Origin of the sequence: Nonomuraea sp. PA05, from assembly GCF_008086045.1 — a bacterium.
Classification (GTDB): Bacteria; Actinomycetota; Actinomycetes; order Streptosporangiales; family Streptosporangiaceae; genus Nonomuraea; species Nonomuraea monospora.
This window is the reverse complement of record NZ_VSEY01000072.1, coordinates 14,657-37,854: the sequence shown is the minus strand read 5'-3', so window position 1 is coordinate 37,854 and position 23,198 is coordinate 14,657. Positions and strand designations below refer to the sequence as shown.

The 23,198-nt window shown below is 67.1% G+C and carries 18 protein-coding genes and 1 pseudogene; 13 read left to right on the top strand and 6 right to left on the bottom strand.

Features of this window, described 5'->3' with window-relative positions; genetic code table 11:
* Positions 1-24: 24 nt before the first annotated feature.
* The 5 genes from FXF51_RS57160 (at position 25) to FXF51_RS57130 (ending at position 5,767) form a co-directional block, all read left to right on the top strand.
* Complete coding sequence (locus tag FXF51_RS57160) at positions 25-1,335, top strand: ABC transporter substrate-binding protein (RefSeq protein ID WP_148443275.1); 1,311 nt, start codon at positions 25-27, stop codon at positions 1,333-1,335.
* Complete coding sequence (locus FXF51_RS57155) at positions 1,332-2,261, top strand: carbohydrate ABC transporter permease (RefSeq protein WP_262380571.1); 930 nt, start codon at positions 1,332-1,334, stop codon at positions 2,259-2,261. The genes FXF51_RS57160 and FXF51_RS57155 overlap by 4 nt, the downstream gene beginning before the upstream one ends.
* Positions 2,262-2,697: 436 nt before the next feature.
* Entirely contained in the window at positions 2,698-3,558 is an 861-nt protein-coding gene (locus FXF51_RS57145) for a carbohydrate ABC transporter permease (protein WP_148443274.1), read from the top strand.
* A gap of 64 nt (positions 3,559-3,622) precedes the next feature.
* The gene (locus FXF51_RS57140; RefSeq protein WP_148443273.1) at positions 3,623-4,387 is read left to right on the top strand and encodes an IclR family transcriptional regulator; all 765 of its coding nucleotides are present in this window, start codon (positions 3,623-3,625) and stop codon (positions 4,385-4,387) included.
* A gap of 471 nt (positions 4,388-4,858) precedes the next feature.
* Positions 4,859-5,767, top strand: coding sequence for a 5-dehydro-4-deoxyglucarate dehydratase (locus tag FXF51_RS57130; protein WP_148443271.1), 909 nt, complete (start codon positions 4,859-4,861; stop codon positions 5,765-5,767).
* A 968-nt stretch (positions 5,768-6,735) separates the two neighbouring features.
* Here the strand turns inward: FXF51_RS57130 and FXF51_RS57120 are convergent.
* Positions 6,736-8,208, bottom strand: a complete 1,473-nt coding sequence (locus FXF51_RS57120) for an aldehyde dehydrogenase (NADP(+)) (protein ID WP_148443269.1) — start codon at positions 8,206-8,208, stop codon at positions 6,736-6,738.
* A 103-nt stretch (positions 8,209-8,311) separates the two neighbouring features.
* Between FXF51_RS57120 and FXF51_RS57115 the strand changes: the two genes are divergently transcribed.
* The 3 genes from FXF51_RS57115 (at position 8,312) to FXF51_RS57105 (ending at position 11,995) form a co-directional block, all read left to right on the top strand.
* Positions 8,312-9,568 (top strand): glucarate dehydratase family protein, encoded by a 1,257-nt coding sequence (locus tag FXF51_RS57115; protein WP_148443268.1) that lies wholly within the window; start codon positions 8,312-8,314, stop codon positions 9,566-9,568.
* 664 nt (positions 9,569-10,232) lie between these two features.
* Positions 10,233-11,078 (top strand): hypothetical protein, encoded by an 846-nt coding sequence (locus FXF51_RS57110; RefSeq protein ID WP_262380570.1) that lies wholly within the window; start codon positions 10,233-10,235, stop codon positions 11,076-11,078.
* A gap of 419 nt (positions 11,079-11,497) precedes the next feature.
* On the top strand, positions 11,498-11,995 hold the full coding sequence (locus tag FXF51_RS57105; RefSeq protein WP_148443266.1) for a DUF402 domain-containing protein: 498 nt from the start codon (positions 11,498-11,500) through the stop codon (positions 11,993-11,995).
* A 54-nt stretch (positions 11,996-12,049) separates the two neighbouring features.
* Here FXF51_RS57105 and FXF51_RS57100 read toward each other — a convergent pair whose 3' ends face one another.
* Together FXF51_RS57100 and FXF51_RS57095 are read right to left on the bottom strand one after the other, a co-directional pair.
* Positions 12,050-12,691 (bottom strand): response regulator, encoded by a 642-nt coding sequence (locus tag FXF51_RS57100; RefSeq protein WP_148443265.1) that lies wholly within the window; start codon positions 12,689-12,691, stop codon positions 12,050-12,052.
* The gene (locus FXF51_RS57095; RefSeq protein ID WP_148443264.1) at positions 12,688-14,145 is read right to left on the bottom strand and encodes a sensor histidine kinase; all 1,458 of its coding nucleotides are present in this window, start codon (positions 14,143-14,145) and stop codon (positions 12,688-12,690) included. The genes FXF51_RS57100 and FXF51_RS57095 overlap by 4 nt, the downstream gene beginning before the upstream one ends.
* 113 nt (positions 14,146-14,258) lie before the next feature.
* Here FXF51_RS57095 and FXF51_RS57090 point away from each other — a divergent pair.
* From FXF51_RS57090 to FXF51_RS57080, 3 genes and pseudogenes are all read left to right on the top strand, one after another.
* A pseudogene (locus FXF51_RS57090) lies at positions 14,259-14,912 on the top strand (ABC transporter ATP-binding protein); the annotation flags it as partial.
* Between the two features lie 62 nt (positions 14,913-14,974).
* Positions 14,975-15,739, top strand: a complete 765-nt coding sequence (locus FXF51_RS57085; RefSeq protein WP_148443263.1) for an ABC transporter permease subunit — start codon at positions 14,975-14,977, stop codon at positions 15,737-15,739.
* Between the two features lie 249 nt (positions 15,740-15,988).
* Positions 15,989-16,765: an ABC transporter permease gene (locus tag FXF51_RS57080; RefSeq protein WP_148443262.1), complete on the top strand. Its 777-nt coding sequence runs from the start codon at positions 15,989-15,991 to the stop codon at positions 16,763-16,765.
* 451 nt (positions 16,766-17,216) lie between these two features.
* Here FXF51_RS57080 and FXF51_RS57075 read toward each other — a convergent pair whose 3' ends face one another.
* From FXF51_RS57075 to FXF51_RS57065, 3 genes are all read right to left on the bottom strand, one after another.
* On the bottom strand, positions 17,217-18,902 hold the full coding sequence (locus FXF51_RS57075) for a ribonuclease J (protein WP_148443261.1): 1,686 nt from the start codon (positions 18,900-18,902) through the stop codon (positions 17,217-17,219).
* A gap of 54 nt (positions 18,903-18,956) precedes the next feature.
* Complete coding sequence (gene dapA / locus FXF51_RS57070) at positions 18,957-19,874, bottom strand: 4-hydroxy-tetrahydrodipicolinate synthase (protein ID WP_148443260.1); 918 nt, start codon at positions 19,872-19,874, stop codon at positions 18,957-18,959.
* A 324-nt stretch (positions 19,875-20,198) separates the two neighbouring features.
* Positions 20,199-20,645 (bottom strand): GNAT family N-acetyltransferase, encoded by a 447-nt coding sequence (locus FXF51_RS57065; protein WP_148443259.1) that lies wholly within the window; start codon positions 20,643-20,645, stop codon positions 20,199-20,201.
* Between the two features lie 915 nt (positions 20,646-21,560).
* On the opposite strand from FXF51_RS57065, the gene FXF51_RS57060 reads away from it, so the two are divergent.
* On the top strand, positions 21,561-21,854 hold the full coding sequence (locus FXF51_RS57060; protein ID WP_148443258.1) for a hypothetical protein: 294 nt from the start codon (positions 21,561-21,563) through the stop codon (positions 21,852-21,854).
* A 582-nt stretch (positions 21,855-22,436) separates the two neighbouring features.
* Positions 22,437-23,153: a GntR family transcriptional regulator gene (locus FXF51_RS57055; RefSeq protein ID WP_148443257.1), complete on the top strand. Its 717-nt coding sequence runs from the start codon at positions 22,437-22,439 to the stop codon at positions 23,151-23,153.
* Positions 23,154-23,198 lie beyond the last annotated feature (45 nt).

The window sequence follows — 23,198 nt, the reverse complement described above, 5'->3', positions numbered from 1 at the left end:
TGTATGTGAACAGGAGGCGGTCTGATGTCACGTCGTCTGCTGGGAGTCGCGATCATGACGACTCTGGCCGTTGGACTGACAGGCTGCGGTTCCGGTGCATCATCAGGTTCTGACAACACTCTGGAGATCTGGATCAGGCAGGCGCCCGATTCAGACTCCGCCAAGACCGCCAAGAAGCTCGCTGACGCCTTCACCAAGGCCAGCGGGGTGCAGACGAAGGTCGTCGCCCTTTTCGACGACTTCGAGACCAAGCTGAACCAGCAGGCGGCACAGAAAGACCTCCCTGACATCGTCATCAACGACACCGCCCAGCTCGGCAACATGGTGTCGCAGGGCTGGCTGGAGCCCGTCGACAAGGCCGCGCTCAAGGGCGGCGACCAACTGGCGGAGACCGCCTGGAAGGCCGCCACGGGGTCCGACGGCAAGTTCTATGCGGCCCCGTTCTCGGCCCAGTCGTTCGCGCTGATCGTCCGCAAGGACTGGCGCGAGAAGGTCGGCATGGAGCCGCCCGAGACCTGGGACGACCTGACCAAACTGGCCGTCGCCTTCACCGAGAAGGACCCCGACGGCAACGGCCAGAAGGACACCGCCGGCTTCACCGCCCCCGCCGGCACCAAGCGCGGCTACGCCTCCTGGTACGCCTCCTCGCTCATCTACGCCAACGGCGGCGACTTCATCAAGTCCACCGGGGCGGGCAAGTACGCCGCCACCGTGAACGACCCCAAGACCGTCGAGGCCGTGCAGTACCTCCAGGACCAGTTCTGCAAGACCAAGACTGTCAACCCCGGCGCCGTCAGCAACGACACCACCGTCACGCACGAGGTGTTCGAGAAGGGGCAGGGCGGCATCTACCTGGTCGGCCCGTACGTGCTGGCCCGCTTCGTCAACAGCGTCGGCACCGACAAGATCGAGGTCCTGCCCGTGCCCAAGGGCCCGGCCGGCGGCCCCGGCACCCTCGGCGAGGGCGAGAACGTCTACCTCATGGCCGGCTCCGCGAACAAGGACGCGCAGAAGAAGTTCGCCGAGTTCGCCATCTCCCCCGAAGGCCAGAAGATCGGCATGAACAAGGACGCCAACGGCGCCATCGTCCGCCTGCCCGTCAACACCACGGTGGACATGTCCGCCGAGCGCCAGGACCCGCGCTGGAAGGTGTTCCAGGAGTCGTACGCGCACGCCGTCTACGCCCCGCCCGTGCCCAACTGGGCGCCGATCCGGCAGACCTCCGCCGACACCATCAACGCCGTCTGGGCCGACTGCACCGCCGACGTCAAGACGGCGATGGATGAGCTCAACACCAAGCTCACCCAGGAACTGCAGAGCCAGAAAGCGTCATGACCTCCACCCTCGCCCCGGCACGCCGCCGGACGGCGGCCTCCGGCCACCCACCGAGATCGGTGCGGTGGCGGGGGCCGCTGATCGCCTGGCTGTTCCTGGCGCCCGCGCTGCTGCTCTTCCTGTACTTCAAGTTCATCCCGATGTTCGTCGGGCTGTGGAAGAGCCTGTTCAAGGTCCAGACGTTCCTCGGTGACGAGTGGGTCGGCTTCCAGAACTACGAGACGATCATCTCCGACGCCGAGTTCGGCGCCGCCATCTGGCACAGCGTCGTCCTGGCCCTGGGCACCACGATCGGCTCCATCGTGCTCGGCCTCGTGCTGGCCCTGCTCGTCGAGGGGCCCGCCCGCTACCTCTGGTTCGTCAGGACCGCGGCCTTCCTGCCCGTCGTCACCACGATGGCGGCCGTGGCCGAGGTGTGGCGCATCATGTTCCACCCGGCCGACAACGGCATGCTCAACGTCATCATCGGCTGGGCCGTGATCGATCCGCAGCCCTGGCTGGCCAGCGAGGACACCTCACTGTGGTCGATCATGCTGATGAGCATCTGGCGCGGCACCCCGTACGACATGATGATCTTCCTCGCGGGGCTCGTCGGCGTGGACCGCGCCCTGTACGAGGCCGCCGCCGTGGACGGCGCCTCCACCTGGCGGCGACTGCGGCACATCACGCTGCCCGCGCTGCGGCCGGTGTTCTGGATCCTGTTCACGCTGGCCGCCATCCGGGGGCTGCGGGTCTTCGTCGAGGTGTACGTGCTGACGAACGGGGGGCCTAACGGGTCGTCCGAGGTGTTGATGACCTTGATCTACAAGCTTGGGTTCCAGAAGAACGAGCTGGGGGTCGCGTCGGCGGGGGGCATCGTGTTGTTCCTGGCCACGCTGGTTCTGACGGTGGTTGTGCAGGTGATGCGGAGGAGGCAGGCGTCATGACGTTCGACGGCACCCCTGACGCGGGGTCTCGCGTCATGACCCTCCACACCACCGCCACCTCCGCTGCCGTCTCCACTCCCACTCTCGCTCCCAGCCCCGCCCCCGCTGCCATCCCCACTCCCACTCTCGCTCCCACTCCCGCCCCCGCTGCCACCCGCACCCCCACTCCCGCTGCCGCTGCCACCCGCACCCCCGCTCCCGCTTCCGCTCCCAGCCCCGCTTCCACTCCCACCGCCACTCCAACTCGAAGCCCCACCCGCACCCGCACGTCCACCGGCACCCGCTCGTCCACCCCCAGCCGCACGTCCACCCCCAGCCGCACGTCCACCCCCAGCCGCACGTCCACCCCCAGCCGCACGTCCACCCCCACCCCCACCCCCACCCCAAAGCCTCGCATCATGACACTCCGCACCACCCCCGACCTGGAGTCGACGTCATGAGGTTCGACAGCGCCCTCGGCCTGGAGTCGCGGCGCGGCCCCTTGGCAACCGTCGGAAAAGTCATCATTTATGCCTTCATGGTGGCGGTCTTCACCGGCCCACTGGTCGGCCTCCTGATCAGCGCCTTCAACAAGACACTCGACCCCACCTCGTTCTCCTTCTGGCCTGACGAGTTCACCCTCGAGAACTTCCTCCAGGCCCAGGACAAGAACGTCTACCTGTACCTCCTCAACTCCTTCATCGTCGTGGGCTTCGGCCTCCTCCTGCAGATGCTGGTGAGCGTCTTCGCGGCCTACTCGCTGGCCCGCAAGAAGTTCCGCGGCATGACATTCGTGATGCTGCTCATGCTCACCACGATGATGCTGCCCGAGGAGATCATCGCGATCCCCCTCTCCCTCGTCCTGGCCGACCTGCCACTGCTGCACCTCAACCTCATCGGCACCTACGCCGGCATGATCCTGCCCGTCGGGGCGTGGGGCTTCTCGATCCTCGTCATGACGGAGTTCATGAAGGAGGTGCCGGTCGAGCTGGAGGAGGCGGCCCGCATCGACGGCGCCGGCGAGCTGCGCATCTTCGCCACGATCATCGTGCCGCTGTGCCGCCCGGCCCTCGGCGTGATCGGCGTCTTCGGCTTCACCATGATCTGGGACCAGTACCTGCTCCCGCTGATCGTCGCCCCGACGTCCGACATGTGGACGCTGCCCATCGCGCTACGCTCGCTCCGGTCGGACGAGGAGGTCGGCATCGGCGTCCTGCTGGCGGCCTCGCTGCTCGCTCTGCTGCCGTCGATCATCGCCTTCCTGGCGTTCCAGCGGCAGTTCATGCGCGGGCTGACCAGCGGCGCGATCAAGGGTTAAGCGTCCATGTATCTGGACGGTATCCCATATCCTGGATCTTTGACGGATACGAGATGGGACGACCATGGAGCAGCCCCCGCTGGTCAAGTCCGCGGAGCGGACCGTACGCATCCTGGAAACGCTCGCCGACTCGCACCACCACCTGACCCTGTCGGAGCTCCAGCAGCGGACCGGCTTCCCCCGCAGCAGCCTGCACGCCCTCATGCGCACCCTGGTCGAGCTCAACTGGGTGGAGACCGACTCGGCCAGATCCGCGTTCGGCATCGGCCCGCACGCCCTGCTGACCGGCACCGCCTACCTCGACAAGGACCCCGCCCTCCCCTTCGCCCAGGACTGCCTCGAAGACCTACGGGACGAGATCGGTCAGACCGTACACTTCGCCCGCCGTGACGGCGCACACGTCCTCTACCTGGCCACCAGGGAGTCACGCGAGGCCGACCACATCATCCCTCGCGTCGGCCGACGGCTCCCCGCCCACGTCACCGCCCTCGGCCAGGTCCTGCTCGCCCAGCTCACCGACGACGAGGTGGGGGCGCTGCTGCCGCAGCCGCTGACGTCGCTCACCTCCCACACCATCACTGACCTCACCAAGCTCACCGGGGAGCTTGATCAGGTGCGCACCAGGGGGTGGTCGTACGAGAAGGAGCAGGGGACGCCGGGGGTGGCCTGCGTGGCCGTCGCCGTTGACTACCGGATTCCGGCCACCGATGCCATCAGTTGCTCCATGCCGGCCGCCCTCGCGCCCGCCGACGTTGAGCCGATCACCGAAGCGATCATCAAACATACGCGCAAGCTGGCCGCCACCCTGCGGAGGGAGGGCATCCGCTAAGGTCGCCGCTCTTCGCCGGGAGATTCTCTGCCAGGGCTGCCTCCCTCCGCCAGCACTGCTCCGCTCCGCACGAACGCACTCGCCAACACCACCGCCCTCCCTCCCGAGAGCCCTCCGCCAACACCACCACCCTCCTCAGAGAAGCCCCTCCGCCACCGCCCCCACTCCCCCGCGGAACCCCTCCGCCACCGCCCCCACTCCCCCGCGAAAACCTTGGGCTCCGCCAACACCACCACCCTTCCCAGGCAGGACACCCGCACCGCCACCTACTCCCCGCGAAGGCCGTTTGCTAGGGCTGCCCCCTCCGCCGGGGAGAGCATCCACCAGGACTGCCCCCTGCCCCTGCCCTGCCCCTGCCCTGCCCCCGCCCTGCCCCCGCCCTGCCCCGCATCCGCCAGGACCTCCCCTCCCCCTGAGGGCACCGCCAGGACCCCTCACCCAGGGAGGACACCCGCCAGGAAGGACCCATCGATGCGGCTAGACGGCGTTCTCTTCTTCCCGGTCACACCGTTCGACCCCGATGGCGCCCTCGCCGAACCCACCCTCGCCCGCCACGTCTCCCAAGGAGTCGCGGCCGGACCGGGCGCAGTGTTCGCCGCATGCGGCACCGGCGAGTTCAACGCCCTCGACCTCGAGGAATACACCCGCGTGGTGTCAACCGCCGTCACTGCCACCGCCGGCCGCGTCCCCGTCTTCGCCGGCACCGGCGGCCCCCTCCCAACTGCCCGCACCCTCGCCCGCGCCGCCGCCGCCGAAGGCGCCGACGGCCTCCTCGTCATGCCGCCCTACCTGGTCAACGGCCCCATCAGCGGCCTCGTCCGGTACGTACGCGAAGTCGCGGCAGCCGGCGAACTGCCCACGGTCGTCTACCAGCGCGGCACCGCCCGCTTCACCCCCGAAGCAGTAGCTACCTTGGCCGCCGAAGTTCCGAACATCGTGGGCTTCAAGGACGGCCTGGGCGACTTCGACCTACTGCAACGCATCATCCTCACCGTGCGCCGAACCACCACCAAGCCCTTCACCTTCTTCAACGGCTTACCTACCGCCGAGCTAACAATGCCTGCTTACCGAGGGATCGGGGTGAATCTGTACTCCAGCGCCGTTTTCGCCTTCGCACCCGAGATCTCGCTGGCGTTTCACAAGGCGGTGACCGGTGGGGACGAGGGCATGGTGCGGCGGTTGCTCACCGGCTTCTATCTGCCTCTGGTGGAGTTGCGAGACCTTGTGCCTGGATATGCGGTCTCTCTCGTCAAGGCGGGGGTCCGGCTTCGGGGGCTGGACGTGGGCGGAGTTCGGGCACCGTTGGTGGATCCGATTGAGGAGCATGTGCGGGTTCTAGAGGGCCTCATTGAGGTCGGGCTCGAGATCGCCAACACCTGACATTTGCTAGTGAGACCCTGGTCTCCTTCTCCCTCACGAACACCTCTCCGTCGTCCCTCGTTCGGAAACGACAGCACGTCCAACCCGAGCCCTACCACGCGAGACAAACATGACTCCGCCCACCATCATGCAGGCCCCGCGCCACCAGGCCCCACATCACCAAGGACCCACACCTTCCAGGCTTCACACCGCGAAACCTTGTACTACGCGAGCCCCCGTACTACGCGAGCCCGACACACGCACGCCTCGCACCACGCACGCCCCGCACCACGCAAGCCCCGCACCACGCACGCTCACTCCCGCCCAGGCCGAACACGCACGCCCCGCACAGCGTTACGTCGCGCCCTTGCACATGCCCCGCTGCGTACCACGCACGCTGCCGCCACCGGCCGCGGTCAAACCAGACACGCCCTCACACCGACCGACGCACAGCACAGCCACGCGCCCGGTTCACAGACGCCCACCACCCGCCCAGCCTCAGCTACGACCGGCCCACCCCTGCGCCAGCGCCAGCACAACACGAGCGCCGATGCACGTTCCGCACCCACCCACCAGTACGGCGCCCCACCAAACGCATCGGTACCGCCCGCAGGAGCCCCGGCCCCGGCACCGACTACAGGCCTTGGCTCAGGCGCCAGCACCAGCACCAGCACCAGCACCAGCACCAGCACCAGCACCAGCATGCAACAACACGGGCTCCGCCGACCCAGCACGGAGAGCGGGCACACACTCAACCCACCACACCACCAGGCCGGCGACCCAACCCGCCGTCACGCGCCGACAACCGCCGCCACAAAGCCACGGTCGTGGCACCGTCATCCAGGCTGCCACCAACCCGGCCACCACCGCGCCGCCGTCAACCAGCCGCCACCAACCAGCCGCCACCAACCCGACCGCCGTCATCCCGGCCACCAGGGGCCAGCCGCCGTCGGCCAGCCGTCAGCCGTCAGACGCCCCCAAACACTCCCTCACCCAACCTGAAGCCGACCATCCACCCTCTGCGGAACACCCAGCGGGTTCCCATCCTTGAGCTCCTCCGGCAGCAGCGCCTCAGGCCAGTCCTGGTAAGCGGTCGGCGCGAGCCACCGCCCGATCGCCGTAGCCCCCACAGACGTGTAGCTGGTCGTAGCAGCAGGCCAGGGCCCACCGTGATGCATGGCCCAGCACACGGCCACCCCGGTCGGCCACCCGTTCCAGATGAGCCGCCCGGCGGTCTTGCCCAGCGCCTCGGCGACCTCCCCGGCCTCCTCCGCGTCGGTGCTGTGAATGGTCGCCGTCAGCGACCCTTCGAGCTGCTCGAGCACCGGCCTCAGGTCCGAGACGTCCCGGTATGTGACCACGATCGACGCCGGCCCGAAGCACTCCTCACCGATGGCAGGCAGCTTCGACGCGAAGGTCTCCAGATCCGCGGTGAACACCTTGGGCGTGACCGCCAGGCTCCCCTCTCCAGGCTTGCCTTCGGCCAGCAACTGCAACTGCCCGAGCCGCTCGACGCCGCCGAGGTACCCGTCCCTGATCCGCTCAGCGAGCATGGGCCCACCGGTCGTCCCCTCGACGGCCTCCACGATCGCCTTCCGCAGTTCGTCCCCCTCGGGCACGAACATGAGCCCGGGGTTGGTGCAGAACTGCCCGACGCCGAGCGTCAGCGACCCGGCGAACCCGGCCGCCACCTCCTTCACGGGCGCGGACGGCAGCACGACCACGGGGTTGACGCTGCCGAGCTCGCCGTAGAACGGGATCGGCACCTCGCGCTCGTCGATCAGCTTCTGGATCGCCTTGCCGCCGGCCACGGACCCGGTGAACCCGGCCGCCACCACGCTCGGGTGCTGCACGAGGTCGGCGCCGGCCTGCATGCCCTGGACCAGCCCGAGCAGGTCCGGGTAGGGCAGCGCCTCCCGCACGATCTTCGCCACCCGCTCGGACGTGTTCGGGTGCCCGGGGTGCGCCTTCACGACCACGGGGCAGCCGGCGGCGAGCGCGGAGGCGGTGTCGCCACCGGCCACGGAGAACGCGAACGGGAAGTTGCTGGCCGCGAACACCGCCACGACGCCCTGCAGCGCGTGGTTCATGCGGCGCACGTCCGGCCTCGGCGGCGTGAGCGAAGAGTCAGCGTGATCGATGATGGCTTCCAGGTAACCACCGTCCCTGATCACCTCGGCGAAGAGCCTGAACTGCCCCGCCGTACGTGCCACCTCGCCGCGCAGCCGCACCTCGCCGAGGGCGGTCTCCTGGTCGGCGAGCTGCCACAGCTCGTCCACGTGCGCGCTCAGCGCGTCGGCGACGGCCTCCAGCGCGACGGCCCGCTCGGCGGCCGGGGTCGCCCGCCAGGCCGCACCGGCGGCGGCTGCAGCAGAAACGATCAGATCGACCCCGGCGGTGTCGGTCTCGGGCAGGGCGGTGCCCACGGTCTCGCCGGTCCTGGGGTCGTGTCCGTAGATCATCGAAAGGCCCTTCGGAGTCTTGACACTTCTTCATTCTGATTCTTACAGTTGCGGCTACTTGTCCACAAATCTGGCTATCGTTCACATATATGGACGGCATGCGATGATCATCAGGCAGATCCACGTAACCCCCGTAGCTTTCCGGGATCCGCCTCTCCTGAACGCCGCCGGAGTCCACGAGCCATGGGCTCTCCGTACTATTGTCGAGGTCGTCACGGACGAAGGCCTGACCGGGTTGGGTGAGACCTACGGCGATCTCGAACACCTCACCGCAGTCCGCGAGTGCGCCCAGGCCTTGGTCGGCCTCGACGTCCACGCCCTCAACACGATGTACGCCCGCATCGCCGCCCTCGTCAGCGGCACCGTGCACGACCTGCACGGCCTCACCGGCGCTGCCACCGCCGAGAAGAGCATCGACCGCGTCTTCTCCCCCTTCGAGGTGGCTTGCCTGGACATCAGGGGCAAGGCGGCAGGTGTCCCGGTATCCGACCTCCTGGGCGGCACGGTCAGGGACGCGGTCCCGTACAGCGCCTACCTCTTCTACAAGTGGGCGGGCCACCCGGGCGACGACCCGGACAGGTTCGGCGCCGCACTCGACGAAGCCGGCATCGTCGAACAGGCGAGACTCCTCATCAACGAGTACGGCTTCCAGTCCATCAAGCTCAAGGGCGGCGTCTACCCTCCGGACCAGGAAATCTCCGCGATCCGCGCCCTCCACGAGGCGTTCCCGGACACTCCGCTCCGCCTCGACCCGAACGCCGCCTGGTCGGTCGCCACCTCCATCCGCGTCGGCAGAGAACTCGAGGGCACCCTCCAGTACCTCGAGGACCCGACCTCCGGCATCGACGGCATGGCGGAGGTGGCCGCCTCCGTCCCCATGCCCCTGGCCACCAACATGTGCGTCGTCACTCCGGCGCACTTCCCGCCCGCCATGGCCTCCCGCGCCATCGGCGTCCTTCTCCTGGACCACCACTACTGGGGCGGCCTCATCCGTTCCTCGCACATCGCCGCCATGTGTGACACCTTCGGCCTGGGCATGTCCATGCACTCCAACTCCCACCTCGGGATCAGCCTCGCCGCCATGACCCACCTGGCCGCCGCCACGCCGAACCTCACGTTCGCCTGCGACACCCACACCCCCTGGCAGGACGGCCAGGACGTGATCGTGCCCGGCCCCCTCCGCTTCGTGAACGGCGCCGTCCCGGTCCCCACCACTCCGGGCCTGGGCGTCGAACTGGACAGGGACGCGCTCGCGGTGATGAACGAGCAGTACGAGAAGTGCGGAATTCGCTCTCGCGACGACACGTCGTACATTCAACGCTTCGACCCCTCCTTCTCCTCGCAGAAGCCCCGCTGGTGAACCTTTTCCAACAGCTCCCGCCACCCCACAGCGGATTTCGCCCGGCGACCCCGCTCCGGATATCACCGGGCACCCCCGCGACCTTGCGGGCGCTCCCACACCCTGGCGCCCGGCTCCGCCCAGCGCGTTCGGTTCCCGGCGGCCACCCAGACGCACCGTTCCGGCCCCATGCGCCCCGACACAGCGCATGCATCCGCGACGCTCAGCCGACGGCACGCCACCCCACCCCCACTTGCCCCGACGCGCACACGGAGCCACCCGTGCGCCACTGCCGAACACCGGCCAGGAGAATTGCGGCTGCTCGTGAACACCCCACCCGCCTGGCGAATTCCAGCGAACTGACCCACCCATGACCGTCGGCAAGGAGACCCCGTTGATGAACGTCGCCTACCTCTACCCCTGGGACGTGGTCGGAGACCCATCAGCCCCCGGCCGCCTGGCAGACCTCGGCGTCCAGACGGTCGCCCTGGCAGCCATGTATCACTCAACGAGGGCAGCCACGCCGTACCACCCCGCTCACCGCGTCCTTGATGTGCCATACCCGGCCTTCTACCTCCCGATTCGCCCGTCATCCTGGTCTCGCCTGGTCCCCGCGTCCCCAACGTGGACTCCTGCCGACGCCTACCTCCAGGCGAGGGACGCTCTGAAGGCAGCCGGCCTCCAGGTGCACGCCTGGACCGTCCTCACGCACAACTCCCACCTGGGCTCCGCCAACCCTGACCTGGTCGTACGCAACGCCTTCGGCGACCCGTACCCGTACGCCCTGTGCCCGGCCCACGAGGACGTCATCGAGTACTGCGAGCGCCTGGTCCAGGAGATCCTCAAGGTGGGCGAACCCGACGGCCTGATCCTGGAAGCCTGTGGCCCGATGGGCTTCGGCCACCAGACCGTCCACGAGAAGACGTCCGGCGCGGACTGGACTTCCGCAGACATCGACCTTCTCTCTCTGTGCTTCTGCACGAACTGCGCCCCCCAATATCCGGAGCCGACGAGGGCCGTCGTCCGCGCCGCCATCGACCGCACCGCTCCTGCCCCGCAGTCGTCCGCCACCACTGCCGAAGACGTTCTCGGCCCTCTCGCCGACGAGGTGCGCACCGTCCGCGTCGCCCAAACGACCGCCCTCCGACAGCGCCTGATCTCCGTAGCCAGAAGAGCCGCCCCGAACGTCCCGATCACCCTGCACGCCAACCCGGACCCCTGGGCCACAGGCGCCTTCGCCCCGCTCCCGTCGGGCGAACCAGGAGCAGACGTCCTGGTGGCCAACTGCTGGGGCGACCCGGCCACGGACGCCGCCCGCCTGGCCCGCCTCAAGGACCTCGCCACGCCGGACCAGCGAGTCGGTGCCTACGTCCTGGCCCTCCCGCCCCGCCCGGCCGACCCAGATGTCCTGGCGGACCAGCTCAGGACGTACACCAAGGCCGGCGCGTCGGAGCTCCACCTGTACCACGCAGGCCTGGCCTCTCCCCCACGCTTGGCAGCCCTCGCCAAGGCCCTCCACCTCCATGGCTGAGTAGGCCCCTGGAGCGGCGAGCGCAGTTCCATGGCCCTCCACCACCACGACCAGCGGCCTCCCAGCGAACTGCACCTCACCACCCGCCCCCGGCCACCTGACCACCCGGTCCCGCGTCCTGACCATCCAACGCCTCCTGACCACCCGTCCCCGCCTCCTGATGCCCCGACCCAAACTTCTCGCCCTGCGATGCCTCACCGGCCCGCTGAGCCTTCACGCCTTCCTCGCGTACCTCCCAGCCGACCGGTGAGGCCCTCGATTCGTCCAACGTGCACTCCCGCAGGGACCGACGTCGCCGAGAGCCGACCACCCCATCCCGCAAACCCCACCACCCGCTGTACAGGCCCACGCCACCCAGCCCGGCCAACCCACATAAGCGTCACGTGTGACGACCACTCAGCAGGGATATGTCTCTTCCTATGACCGACGTGCGAATCGTCTTCAGGAAATACGGCGGCGCATTGCACTGGAACCATCCCGCTCGACTACTCGGTGAGGACGAGCACGGCCTTTGGGCCGAAGTCCCCGGTGGCACGGTCGCCCGCAAGGGCGAAGGCCCACCTGTGACCTGGGAGACCACCGCAATCATGCTGTTCCCCAGGGACGCCTGGTGGACGGCGTCCTTTAACACCCCACCCCACAAGAGTGAAATCTACGTCGACGTCACGACCATTCCGGAATGGAACGACGACGAGATCACGATGCTCGACCTCGACCTAGACGTGATTCGCATGAGAGATGGACGACTCATCCTGGACGATGTAGACGAATTCGCAGAGCATCAGATTCTGCTGCGTTACCCACCCGAATTGATCGCACAAGCAGAAGAGGCGGCGCACTGGCTACTCGATGCAGTAGGCGAAAGGAAAGGCCCGTTCGGCGGCGCACACATGGAATGGCTATCAAAAACACTCTGAAGCTGCATACATTCTAACATGAGACCGGCCAGCAGCACGCCGATCCGAGCGCCGTCACGCGGCGGCTGAAACCAGCCCGCTCTCATATGCGGCAATAACGAGCTGCGCCCGATCCCGGGCCTCCAACTTGGACAGCAGCCGCGTGATGTGCGTTTTCACCGTAGCCATGCTGACCTGCAAATGAGCAACAATCTCCCGATTGGACAGCCCTCGCGCAATCAACAGCAGAACTTCCCGCTCCCGCTCCGTAACGCCCTCCAAGCCCTTGACCTGAGGCAGAACGGGAGTACGTGTGAACTCTTCGATCAGTCTACGCGTAACCGTAGGCGCCAGCAGCGCCTCTCCTTCGGCCACCACCCGTACAGCAGCCAGCAAATCGGCGGGCGGCGTATCTTTCAGAAGAAAGCCACTCGCTCCCGCCCTGAGCGCATCGTACACATAAGCGTCGAGGTCGAACATCGTCACCACGAGAACCCGAGCGACATCCTTGATACGACGAGTCGCTTCGATTCCGTCCATTACCGGCATTCGCACGTCCATGAGTACGACATCCGGCCGCCGTTCCAACACGACGTCAACAGCCTCGGCCCCGGTCGCCGCCTCCCCCACGACCTCCAGGTCGGGCTCGGAGTCGACCAGCACCTTGAAGCTCCCCCTGAGCAACGCCTGATCATCAGCGATGACCACTCGGATCATGAGACCTCCTCGTACGGCAATGTGGCAGACACGCGAAATCCGCCCTCGGGCAGGCTCCCAGCCTCGAACCCACCGCCGTACATGGTGACCCGTTCTCGCATGCCGATCAGACCGTGTCCAGCACCGTCACCAGGCAACGTACGCCGCCCCGGCCCGTCATCGACCACTTCAAGCCCAACCTCCTCGCGCCCGATGACCAGGGACACGCGGCAGCGAGTCGGCGCGGCATGCTTGACCACGTTGGTGAGCGCCTCCTGCATGATGCGGTAAACCGCCAAGCCCACGCCGTCAGGTAGCCGTTCCCAGGCTTCTTCTTCCTCCTCTTGTCGCGCTGCCGTCCTTCCTTGCGACACCGCACCAGCGGACGACTCTCCCCCCTGCCGCCGCGCAACGTCCGCCCATGCCGGTGCCGCCGCTTGCCGCCCTGCTTCAACCGCCCGCCCCAACACCGCCCGCTCCCGAGCCGAATCCACCCTTCCCAGTTCCACCTGTCTCTGCCGCACGTCCGCACGTCCAGATGCAAGCTCATCCCCCAGGACCTCCACTTTCCGCCCCGCCCCTTTCTCCTGCGGTAGCGCCCCAGCGCTTCCGCTCACGCCGGCCTCCACGCGAAAAACGAGCTTCACCTCAACCCCGGCCAACCGAGCCTGCTCCACCAAGCCGCGGATCCCCGCCAGGCCAGGCGTGGGCACGCCGTCGGGCACCGATGTAGACCTGAGCACACCAAGCAGGTGCCGCATCTCGACCAGAGCGCTCCGGCTGGCGGTCTCGATCACGCGCAAGGCGTCGTGCGCCTCTTCCGGCCTGGTCGCCATGACGTGATTGGCGACCCCCGCCTTGACCGCGATCAGCCCCACGCTGTGTGTGACCACGTCATGCAGCTCGCGGGCGATCCTTAACCGCTCATCCGACACGGCCTGCGCCGCCATCCGCTCCGCGTCACGTACGGCAAAGGACCTGCGCTCCTGTACGGCGCGGCCGATCGTCCACGCCCCTCCCAGCGCCGCAATGCCCAGAAGCGGCTGGTCGAGATGCAAGAGCCAGTCAGGGGCCACGTCGCGAGGCGTGCCCGCCACCGTCATGCCGACGATGGTCACCAGGCTCACCACCGCGATGGCCGACGTCGGGACCGCAGGGCCGAGTCTGTCGGACAGCGCGACGATGTACAGGGCGTACGCCGGCGCGAGATACACGAGCCCCGCCGCACCCATCAGCGCGGCGTAGACGGCGATCACCAGGGTGAAGCAGAACACGGGCAGGGGGCAGAGCCTCCGCAGAGCCAGAGGCAGGCCCAGGCCAGCGGGAAGAGCAAGTCGCATCCATGGTGGCAGCGCCTCCGCGTGGACCGTCACGGTGAAGAAGATGAACGCCGCGCACGCGCCCGCCGCCACATCGAGCATGACCAGCTGGCGACGGCTCATGCGCCTGGCGTAGAAGGGGTGGGTGTCGTTCACGCGTTGAACCGTAGTCGCTGAAGCGGGCTGCGCACGTCAACCCAGGGTCTGACCTTGAAGTTCGAACCGTGGTCCGACGCGGCGGCGCCCCGTTTCACCGCATCCTTTACCGCGTGATCGAACTCCACCATCTCACCAAGCGCTACGGCGCCACCGTCGCCGTAGACGACCTCACCTTCAAGGTCGAGCCCGGCCACGTGACCGGGTTCCTCGGCCCCAACGGCGCTGGCAAGTCCACCACGATGCGCCTGATCCTAGGCCTGGACGCGCCGACGTCGGGCCAAGCGCTGGTCAACGGCCGACGATACGCCTCACTACGCGAGCCGATGCGCGAGGTCGGGGCGCTCCTGGACGCGGGCGCCGTCCACGGTGGCCGCAGCGCCTACAACCACCTGCTGTGCCTGGCCCGCACCAACGGCATCGGTCCCGTACGCGTCTCCGAGGTGCTCGATCAGGTCGGGCTGGTAAGTGTGGCGCGTAACCGGGTGAGCGGATTCTCCCTGGGCATGAAACAGCGGCTCGGCATCGCGGCTGCGCTGCTGGGAGATCCCGCCATCCTGATGTTCGACGAACCAGTCAACGGGCTCGACCCCGACGGTGTGCGCTGGATCCGCGACCTCATGCGCTCGCTGGCCGCCGAAGGTCGCACGATTCTGCTCTCCAGCCATCTGATGAGCGAGATGGCCCTCACCGCGGAGCGCATCATCATCGTCGGCCGCGGCCGGCTCATCGCCGAAGCCACTGTCGCGGAGCTGACGGCCCGCTACCCATCTCTCGAAGACGCCTACATGGCCCTGACCGCCGACAGCGTGCAATACGGAGCGGCCCGATGAAGACGGTTTTGTCCTCCGAGTGGCTGAAGCTCCGCTCAGTGACCTCAACGTTCCACACCATCGGCGCAGCGGCCCTGACGGTGCTCCTGGGCATCGCATGGACGCTCTACGTGGCCGCCCTCGCCGACGAACGCGGCACGCTACGCGCGGCGGCCCCCGAGCAGGGCTTCCTGCCGCTCGTCCAGATGAGCCTGGCACTGCTCGGCGTGCTGGCGATCACCTCCGAGTACGCCACAGGCATGATCCGCACCGCCCTGATCACCGTCCCGAAGCGCAGCACCTTATTTCTGGCCAAGGCGGGCATCGTCGCCGCGGTCACTTTCGTGGCCGCGAATTTGATCCTCTTGCTCACGTACGCGACGAGCCGTCTGCTTGCGAATGGCCGTCACCTGGGCTTCAACCAGGTTTCGTTCACCGACGAGCTGCCCACGCTGCTCGCCTCGGGCCTGTCGGTGACCGCCCTGGCTCTGGTGGGCCTCGGCCTCGGCACCGCCATGCGATCAACCGCAGGCGCCATCATGTCGGTCGTCGCCCTGCTGTTCGTCCTCCCCGGTGTGGCCACCTACCTGCCGGCACCGTGGAACACACGCATAGCCACGTTCCTCCTGCCGAACCTCGTCCCCCAGATGGCGGGCGAACGGCTCTCGTCCCGTCTAGGAGAAGGCTTCCTACCTCCCTGGGCCGCGCTGGTCGTGCTCCTTGCGTACCCGCTCGTCGCCCTCACCGTCGGCTACTACCAGCTGAAGCGAACAGACGCATGACCGTACGCACTCCCAGCCCCGACCCCACACGGGCCGTCACTCGGACACGCCTCCATCACACAGATACGACCGACTACCCGCACCGACGCACCCGAAAGACATCTCCATCTCCATGCTGAGGACAGTCGTCGGCTCGCCAGGTCGATCGCATGAACGTCTCCGCATCGCAACGCCGCATGCGACACAACACCCCCGCTCTCTGCCGCGCGCGTGCACTCGTCCACCTCTCTCACCCCAAGGAACGCGGGTATGACCGTCCTCACCTCCGAGTGGCTGAAGCTTCGCTCTGTCCGCTCGACCTACTTGGTCCTCGGGCTCAGTCTCAGCACCGTCCTCCTCGGCCTTGCCCTCGCCGCAGCCGCGGCCGGCATGTACGACACCGCTTCGCCCGAACAGCAAGCGCGTGCCCGGATCGCGGACCTGGAGGAAGTGTTCACGATCATCCCTCAGCTCTGCATGGGCATCCTGGGCGCGTTGGCCATCACGTCCGAGTACACGACAGGCTTGATCAGAACCAGCCTGGCCCTCGTCCCCCGGCGCTGGCCCGTCCTCGCCGCCAAGGCCGCGATCATCGGCGGCCTGGGCCTGCTCGTCGGTGCGGTGGCGGTCTTCGGCACCTACTTCGTGACCCGCGGCGCAATCGGCGACCGCTTCTCCGGCGCCTACGCCACCGCCTTCAGTGACCGGGTGCCGTTGCTGCTCGCGCTCAGTCTCACGGTGCCTGTGTTCGCACTGCTAGGCGTAGGACTGGGCGCGATCCTCCGCTCCGTGGCCGGCACGACGGCCATCATCGTCGGCCTTGTCTACGTGATCCCTATGATCATCGGCAGGATCCCTGAACCATGGAGCGAACGCCTCGGCTCCCTGATGATCGGTGCCCTGCCCCGCCAGATCACCGGCGACATCATCACCACCTCGGTGTACGGTTCACTTCTGTCACCGCTGGCGGCCTCTACAGTCATGTTCGCGTACGCGGGCATACCCCTGTGCGCGGCCATCTTGCTACTCCGTCGCAGGGACGCTTGAGATGCCGTCTCTGACGTTCTCACTCCAACGGCTGCGCGAGGTTCTCACACGCACGCGGAACGCCATGGCCCATCGGCTCACACGAATACGCCGTGACGAGCACGCACAGGGATGCCGTGTCAGAGCACTGCGACACGAAACAGGCACCAGCAGGCGCGCCACAGGCAGTTCTGGCGCTGATCTGACATTGAAGGCGCCTGGTGGCGGCCTCTCTTCGGTTCATCGAACCGGACGGCCAACGATCCTCACCGTTCACCGCAGGTCACGAACTCGACAGCGCCCACCGCAGGACCCGCGAGCCGAACGTCCGCTGAAAGCACAGGCCGAATTCCCGCAGACACCGCAAGGAGCAGTCCGGCCAGGCCCCAGGCCCGAACGTCTCCAGCGATCACAGGCTGAATCTCCGCAGGTACGGCAGGCAAAAGCGCCTGCCGTACCCTCCGCAGGAGGCTCAGACCTCGAGCACCACTGGAATGATCATCGGTCGGCGCCGGTAGGTGTCGCTCACCCAGCGCCCCACCGTACGACGTACCACCCGACGGATCTCCTGCATGTCGACCACACCGTCCGCGGCCTTCTCCGCGAGGGCCCGTTCGATCTGCGGGATGAATTCGTCGAACTGTGCCGGATCAATGCCGGATCCTCGAGCGTGGATCTCGGGGCCGGCGGTGAGCTTGCCCGTGTTCGAGTCGACCACGACGACCACGGAGATGAACCCCTCGTCCCCGAGAATCCTCCGGTCCTTCAGGGAGGTGTCGGTGATCTCGCCCACCGACGAGCCGTCGACGTAGACGTACCCGGCATGGACCGCACCCACGATCCGTGCGCGACCGTCGACCAGGTCCACCACGACGCCGTCTTCGGCGATCACGATGTGGTCGTCGGGCACGCCGGTGAGGGCGGCCAGCTTGGCGTGGGCGCGGAGGTGGCGCCATTCGCCATGCACGGGCATGAAGTTCGAGGGACGCGTCAGGTTGAGCACGTAGAGGAGCTCGCCCGCGGCCGCGTGCCCCGAGACGTGCACCTTGGCGTTGCCCTTGTGCACGACGCGGGCGCCCCACCTGGTCAGGCCGTTGATGACCTTGTTGACCGCGGTCTCGTTGCCCGGCACCAGCGACGATGCCAGCAGCACGGTGTCGCCCTCGGCGATGCGGATCGGATGGTCGCGGTTGGCCATCCTCGACAGCGCGGCCATCGGCTCGCCCTGCGAACCGGTGCAGATCAGCACCACGTCCTGCGGCGGCCACTCCTCGATGTCGCGCGAGTCGACGATCAGGTCCGGCGGGACCTTGAGGTAGCCGAGGTCGCGGGCCACGCCCATGTTACGCACCATGGACCGGCCGACCAGGGCCACCTTACGGCGGTGCCTGGCGGCGGCGTCCATGACCTGCTGGATGCGGTGTACGTGCGAGGCGAAGCTCGCCACGATGACGCGCTGCTCGGAGGTGCGGATCACCTCGTCGATGACCGGCCCGATCTCCCGCTCGCTGGTGACGAACCCCGGCACCTCGGCGTTGGTGGAGTCGGACATCAGCAGGTCGACACCCTCGGTGCCGAGCCTGGCGAACCCACCAAGGTCGGTGAGGCGGCCGTCGCTCGGCAACTGGTCCATCCGGAAGTCGCCGGTGTGCAGGACGATGCCCGCAGGCGTCCTGATGGCGACGGCCAAGGCGTCGGGGATGGAGTGATTGACCGCGAGGAACTCGCAGTCGAACGGCCCGAACACGTGCCGTTCGCCCTCGATGACCTCGAACTTGGTCGGTTGGATCCTGTGCTCGGTCAGCTTGGCCTCGATGAGGGCAAGCGTGAGCTTGGAACCGATGAGCGGAATATCGCGCCGCTCGCGCAAAAGGTACGGCACCGCCCCGATGTGGTCTTCGTGGGCGTGCGTCAGCACCACGGCTTCGACGTCGTCGAGCCGGTCCCTGATGTATTCGAAGTCAGGCAGGATGAGATCGACACCCGGCTGGTCGGGCTCGGGGAACAGCACCCCGCAGTCGACGACCAGCAGGCGACCGTCATATTCGAAGACGGCCATGTTTCTGCCGATTTCTCCCAGCCCGCCCAGCGCAACGATGCGCAGGCCGCCTTCAGGCAGCACCGGCGGGGGGCCAAGCTCAGGATGCGGATGGCTCATGCCTGGCCCCCACGGTCAGATCTTGTTCTCAAAACTCCCGGTTCCTCCCCGTTCCTATGCGTCTGTCAACTTCACCCCGCCGGCTACCAGGCAAGCACGCAGCTCGGCGATTTGCTTCTCCGTGGCGTCCACGAGCGGCAGCCGTACCGGACCGACCGGTACTCCCACCATGCCCAGTGCCGCCTTCGCCATGATTGCGCCGCCCGCCCGCAACATGATCCCGTCCACCACGGGGGTCACCTGCGTGTGCACGACCAGGGCCTGGGCGACGTCGCCGTTCTTGTGCAGGTGGATCATGCGGGCCAACTCGGCGCCCACCACATGCCCGACCACGCTGACGAACCCGGCCGCGCCGAGAGACAGCCAGGCCAGGTTGAGCAGGTCGTCGCCGGAGTAGAAGGCGAGATCGGTCGCGGCCATCACCTGGCTGGCGGCGAACAGGTCACCCTTGGCGTCCTTCACTGCCACGATGCGCTCGTGCTGCGCCAGTCGGAGCAAGGTCTCAGTCTTGATCGGCACGCCGCTACGTCCGGGAATGTCGTACAGCATCACCGGAAGCTCGGTTGCATCCGCAACGGCGGTGAAGTGCTGGTACAGACCCTCCTGCGGAGGCTTGTTGTAGTAAGGCGTCACCACCAGCAGGCCGTGCGCGCCAACGCGTGCCGCTTGCTTCGCGAGCTCGACGCTGTGCCGGGTGTCGTTGGTACCCGCCCCCGCCACCACAGTAGCGCGGTCGCCAACCGCATCGAGGACGGCGCTGACGATGCGCTGCTTCTCCTCGTCCGAGGTGGTGGGCGACTCCCCGGTCGTCCCGTTGACGATCAGTCCGTCATTGCGCTGCTCGTCCACCAGGTAGGTGGCAAGACGTCGCACAGCCACATAATCGACCTCGCCGTCGGAGGTGAACGGCGTGACCATCGCGGTCAGCATACGGCCGAAGGGTGCGTCGGTGGTTCCAGTTGGCGATGCCATAGTGCGAACGCTACCTGGATTCGGAAATCCATTGGACGTCGCCACCCCGCTTCGCCTGCCTGGAGCCGCTTTTTGCCCACCTCCACGGGCCTCTGGGCACCGGGCCGCGTCATGCGGATCGACCTGCGCCAGGCGGACGGATCAAGCCTATGTGCGCCGTTGGCCGGGCTGAGACGCTCTCCTCTAAGTTTCAGGGGTGGTTTGCATGACCAAGTCGACCGAATCTCCTGTCGCCGAAGTCACATAAACAACACGCGTATGACATGGAGGTCGCCTGCGCAGCTCGGCCACCTCCGGCGTCATCGAGCATCGAGCGGAAGATCCCTATCGGAGCAGTTCGATCTGGTAGCGGATGAAACCCCGGTTCTCCGCAACCTTGTCGTACAAGTGCCGTGCCGTGCTGTTCGACTCGTGCGTGTTCCAGTACACGCGAGAGCAGCCGCGTTCTTGAGCCCAGTCGGTGACGGCCACGATCAAGGCGCGACCCACACCCTTGCCTCGGACGTCGCCCTCAGTGAACAGGTCCTGCAAGTAGCAGACATCGGCGTCGGGCGCGGAAGTGCTCCCGTGGGTCAGGAAGTGGGTGATGCCGACCAGCCGGCCATCCAGCCTCGCGCCGAGGGCGTGCAGGCGGGTGTCCGCCTGGAATTCCTGCCACGCCCGCTCGTACATCTCGTCCGGCTCGACGCGTTCGTAGAAGTCGATGTACGCGCGGAACAAGCCCTCCCAGGCATTCCGGTCGGAGGGGAGGAGCTTGCCGATGTCGATCATGTAGATCCTCTTGGTGGTGCAGCCCAGCGCGGTGCAGGACGGTTCTGGACGTGTGCGGAGATCCGGTGGGGGATGGAATGGGTTCGCTGTCACAACCTAGGAAGAGGTGCCTGGCTGGGGGTACGGCCACTCGGCTGCGATACCTGGTGACCACTTGGACGCTTGGTGACCTGAGGGCTTGCGCTGGGTGGGAGCTTGCGTGGGGTGGGAGCTTGCGTGGGGTGAGGGCACTGGCGCAGGGAGGCCGCAGCGATGGGAGGCGGCGCTAAGCCGTTGAGCCACACAGCTGGCAAGCGGGAGGCCGCACCTGCACGAGGTCGCACCGCCGGCAAGCGGGAGGTTGAACGCGTGTAGCCGCCTTGCGTCTGTGCCGCTTGGTTCGTTGACGGGTGTTCTGGTCGACTTGCTCAGAGCCCCCCGCATTGATCGCCATTCGACGCTGCGGCGTGTGGTCCCTCGCCGCCCGTTGATCGCCACCACGGCCAGCGGCCTGCGATCCTACCCACAAGCAAGGTGGGTGTTGGTGGTCAGCTTGGCATGGGAACGGCCGTTCGCTTTCGGATACGCCGTCTGCCTGAACCGCCGACAGGTGTGGCTGCAGGGCACCCGCTACGCGTCAGCGAGGCGTCCATTTTCTTGTGCTGGGGACATAGGGTCCGCCTCGCTCTCGCACAACGGGCGTGTGGCGCTCTGCTCCGGTTCACCACCCCTTGGCCTGTTTCACCTGCGCATCTCTCTGTAACAGAACGAATCCCGGGGAGGAAACACGCCGAGGTCTGGGAGAAAGATTCACACCCGCCGCCGCCTCCTGCGCAGCCACACGCGCCCATGTATGTCACTGTGCTCATCGACAGACAGACCCCGACGCCAGCGGGCACGGGATCCTCCTTCACACCTGGTAAAGGCAGGCAGTGCGTGAACCTAGAGGCACTGATCCTCGACATGATGCTGCGCATCCGGACGCCCGAGAAGAGCGCCTGCACGGGCGTGGATATCACCGCGATCGGCATCCTCTTGGTGCTGAGTGAACTCAACGACCTGCGCACCGAGATGAGACAAGACGTCGCCGCCCTCGGCGATGAACTCGCCGGACTCCGAAGGCACATGAACGAGCACCTGACCATCCTGCGCTGCGAGATGCTGCACCGGCTCGGCACGCTCCAGCAGACCGCGGATCAACTCGCGAGACGGGACCCAGCCGACCGCTGAGCCGCAGGAGGCCTGGTCTGCACCCCCTTCGCCTCGCAAGAGGTCTCGGACCAGGCCATCCCCAGACATCGCCCCCGGGATTGCTCACACGCGATCGTTGTGACGGCCGGCGCGCATGGACGGCACGCGTGGACGGCACGCGTGAACGGCACGCGTGAACGGCACGTATCGAGGCGGCGTACACGCATGGACTCGGCGCGTGTAGGTCGCGCCAGCAGCGACCGGCAGCGGCGTGACGGCCCCGGCGGAACGGGGCTAGTTGGCTGGCGGGACGAGGTGGGGCGCGCCGTAGAGAGCTTAAGGTTTCGCAGCTGACTGCGTCCGGCCTGGGTCTTCATGGGGCTCGGAGGCGGTTGGTCCGGTGGGCGGACATGGAAGAGGTCGCCGATATGTGCTCGGGGGTACACACATCGACGACCTCTACCGGAGAATCGCGACCCCTTACATCCGCGTTACAAGGTTTCTCCGATAATTTTCCGCCATCGCAAAGTTGGGGCTCCAGCGGTCATCGATGACGGTCGGTTACCTGCCGAATACGGCAACATGGGGCAACGCCTCACACGAACCCCCAGGGATGGACTAGTGGCCACCTCAGATCCGGTCTACCTGCGTGTCGTCGAAGACATCCGGCGACAGATCACCGACGGCACCCTTCCCCCCGGCGCGCCGATCCCCTCACGCGCGCAGCTGACCCGCAAGTATCAGGTCGGTGAGACCGCCGCCCGCCACGCGCTACGCGTGCTCGCGGGTGAGGGCCTCATCATCGGCCGCGTGGGCTCGGGTCATTACGTAAGGGAACGCCCCGATCTAACACCGCTGTACCGATGGCGTTTCCTCGATCACCCCGCCCCGTTCGCCGCCGACCTGCAGTCCCAAGGCAGGCGAGTGACATGGGACTGGCACAGCGAGCCCGCCGAAGCGGGCCCCGACATCGGCAGACGGCTGAGGCTCCCTGAGTCCGCCACGCTGACCAAGACGCATTACGTCTTCCGCGGGGACGGCAGGCCGCTCCAGCTTGCGACATCGTATGAGTTGCGGGAGTTCACTCCTCACACGGAGGAGGAGCGGCGGAGCATCGTTGCGCGGATGTACGCGCACGGCATAAAGGTCACGGAGATCGTGGAGAGCGTTCACACCCGCATCCCCCAGCCGGTGGAGAGCGATGCGCTGGATCTCGCGGCGGGTGTGCATGTTCTGCATGTGGAACGTACCCATTGGGCGGGTGATCGTCCGGTGGAGACCAGCGACATCGTGATTCCCGGTGACCGGTTCCGCGTCACGTACAGCATGCCCGTCTAGGGCGGGAGGCTCCGGGTGAGCGTTACCTTGCCCGGAGCTTCCCGG

Bases quoted from the DNA above. Each gene is read 5' to 3' on its own strand.
- FXF51_RS57085 (WP_148443263.1), top strand. From the start codon at position 14,975: ATGAAGACGGTTTTGTCCTCCGAGTGGCTGAAGCTCCGCTCAGTGACC.
- FXF51_RS57100 (WP_148443265.1), bottom strand. From the start codon at position 12,691: ATGATCCGAGTGGTCATCGCTGATGATCAGGCGTTGCTCAGGGGGAGC.
- FXF51_RS57160 (WP_148443275.1), top strand. From the start codon at position 25: ATGTCACGTCGTCTGCTGGGAGTCGCGATCATGACGACTCTGGCCGTT.
- FXF51_RS57115 (WP_148443268.1), top strand. From the start codon at position 8,312: ATGATCATCAGGCAGATCCACGTAACCCCCGTAGCTTTCCGGGATCCG.
- FXF51_RS57080 (WP_148443262.1), top strand. From the start codon at position 15,989: ATGACCGTCCTCACCTCCGAGTGGCTGAAGCTTCGCTCTGTCCGCTCG.
- FXF51_RS57120 (WP_148443269.1), bottom strand. From the start codon at position 8,208: ATGATCTACGGACACGACCCCAGGACCGGCGAGACCGTGGGCACCGCC.
- dapA (WP_148443260.1), bottom strand. From the start codon at position 19,874: ATGGCATCGCCAACTGGAACCACCGACGCACCCTTCGGCCGTATGCTG.
- FXF51_RS57145 (WP_148443274.1), top strand. From the start codon at position 2,698: ATGAGGTTCGACAGCGCCCTCGGCCTGGAGTCGCGGCGCGGCCCCTTG.
- FXF51_RS57065 (WP_148443259.1), bottom strand. From the start codon at position 20,645: ATGATCGACATCGGCAAGCTCCTCCCCTCCGACCGGAATGCCTGGGAG.
- FXF51_RS57140 (WP_148443273.1), top strand. From the start codon at position 3,623: ATGGAGCAGCCCCCGCTGGTCAAGTCCGCGGAGCGGACCGTACGCATC.
- FXF51_RS57130 (WP_148443271.1), top strand. From the start codon at position 4,859: ATGCGGCTAGACGGCGTTCTCTTCTTCCCGGTCACACCGTTCGACCCC.
- FXF51_RS57075 (WP_148443261.1), bottom strand. From the start codon at position 18,902: ATGAGCCATCCGCATCCTGAGCTTGGCCCCCCGCCGGTGCTGCCTGAA.
- FXF51_RS57155 (WP_262380571.1), top strand. From the start codon at position 1,332: ATGACCTCCACCCTCGCCCCGGCACGCCGCCGGACGGCGGCCTCCGGC.
- FXF51_RS57105 (WP_148443266.1), top strand. From the start codon at position 11,498: ATGACCGACGTGCGAATCGTCTTCAGGAAATACGGCGGCGCATTGCAC.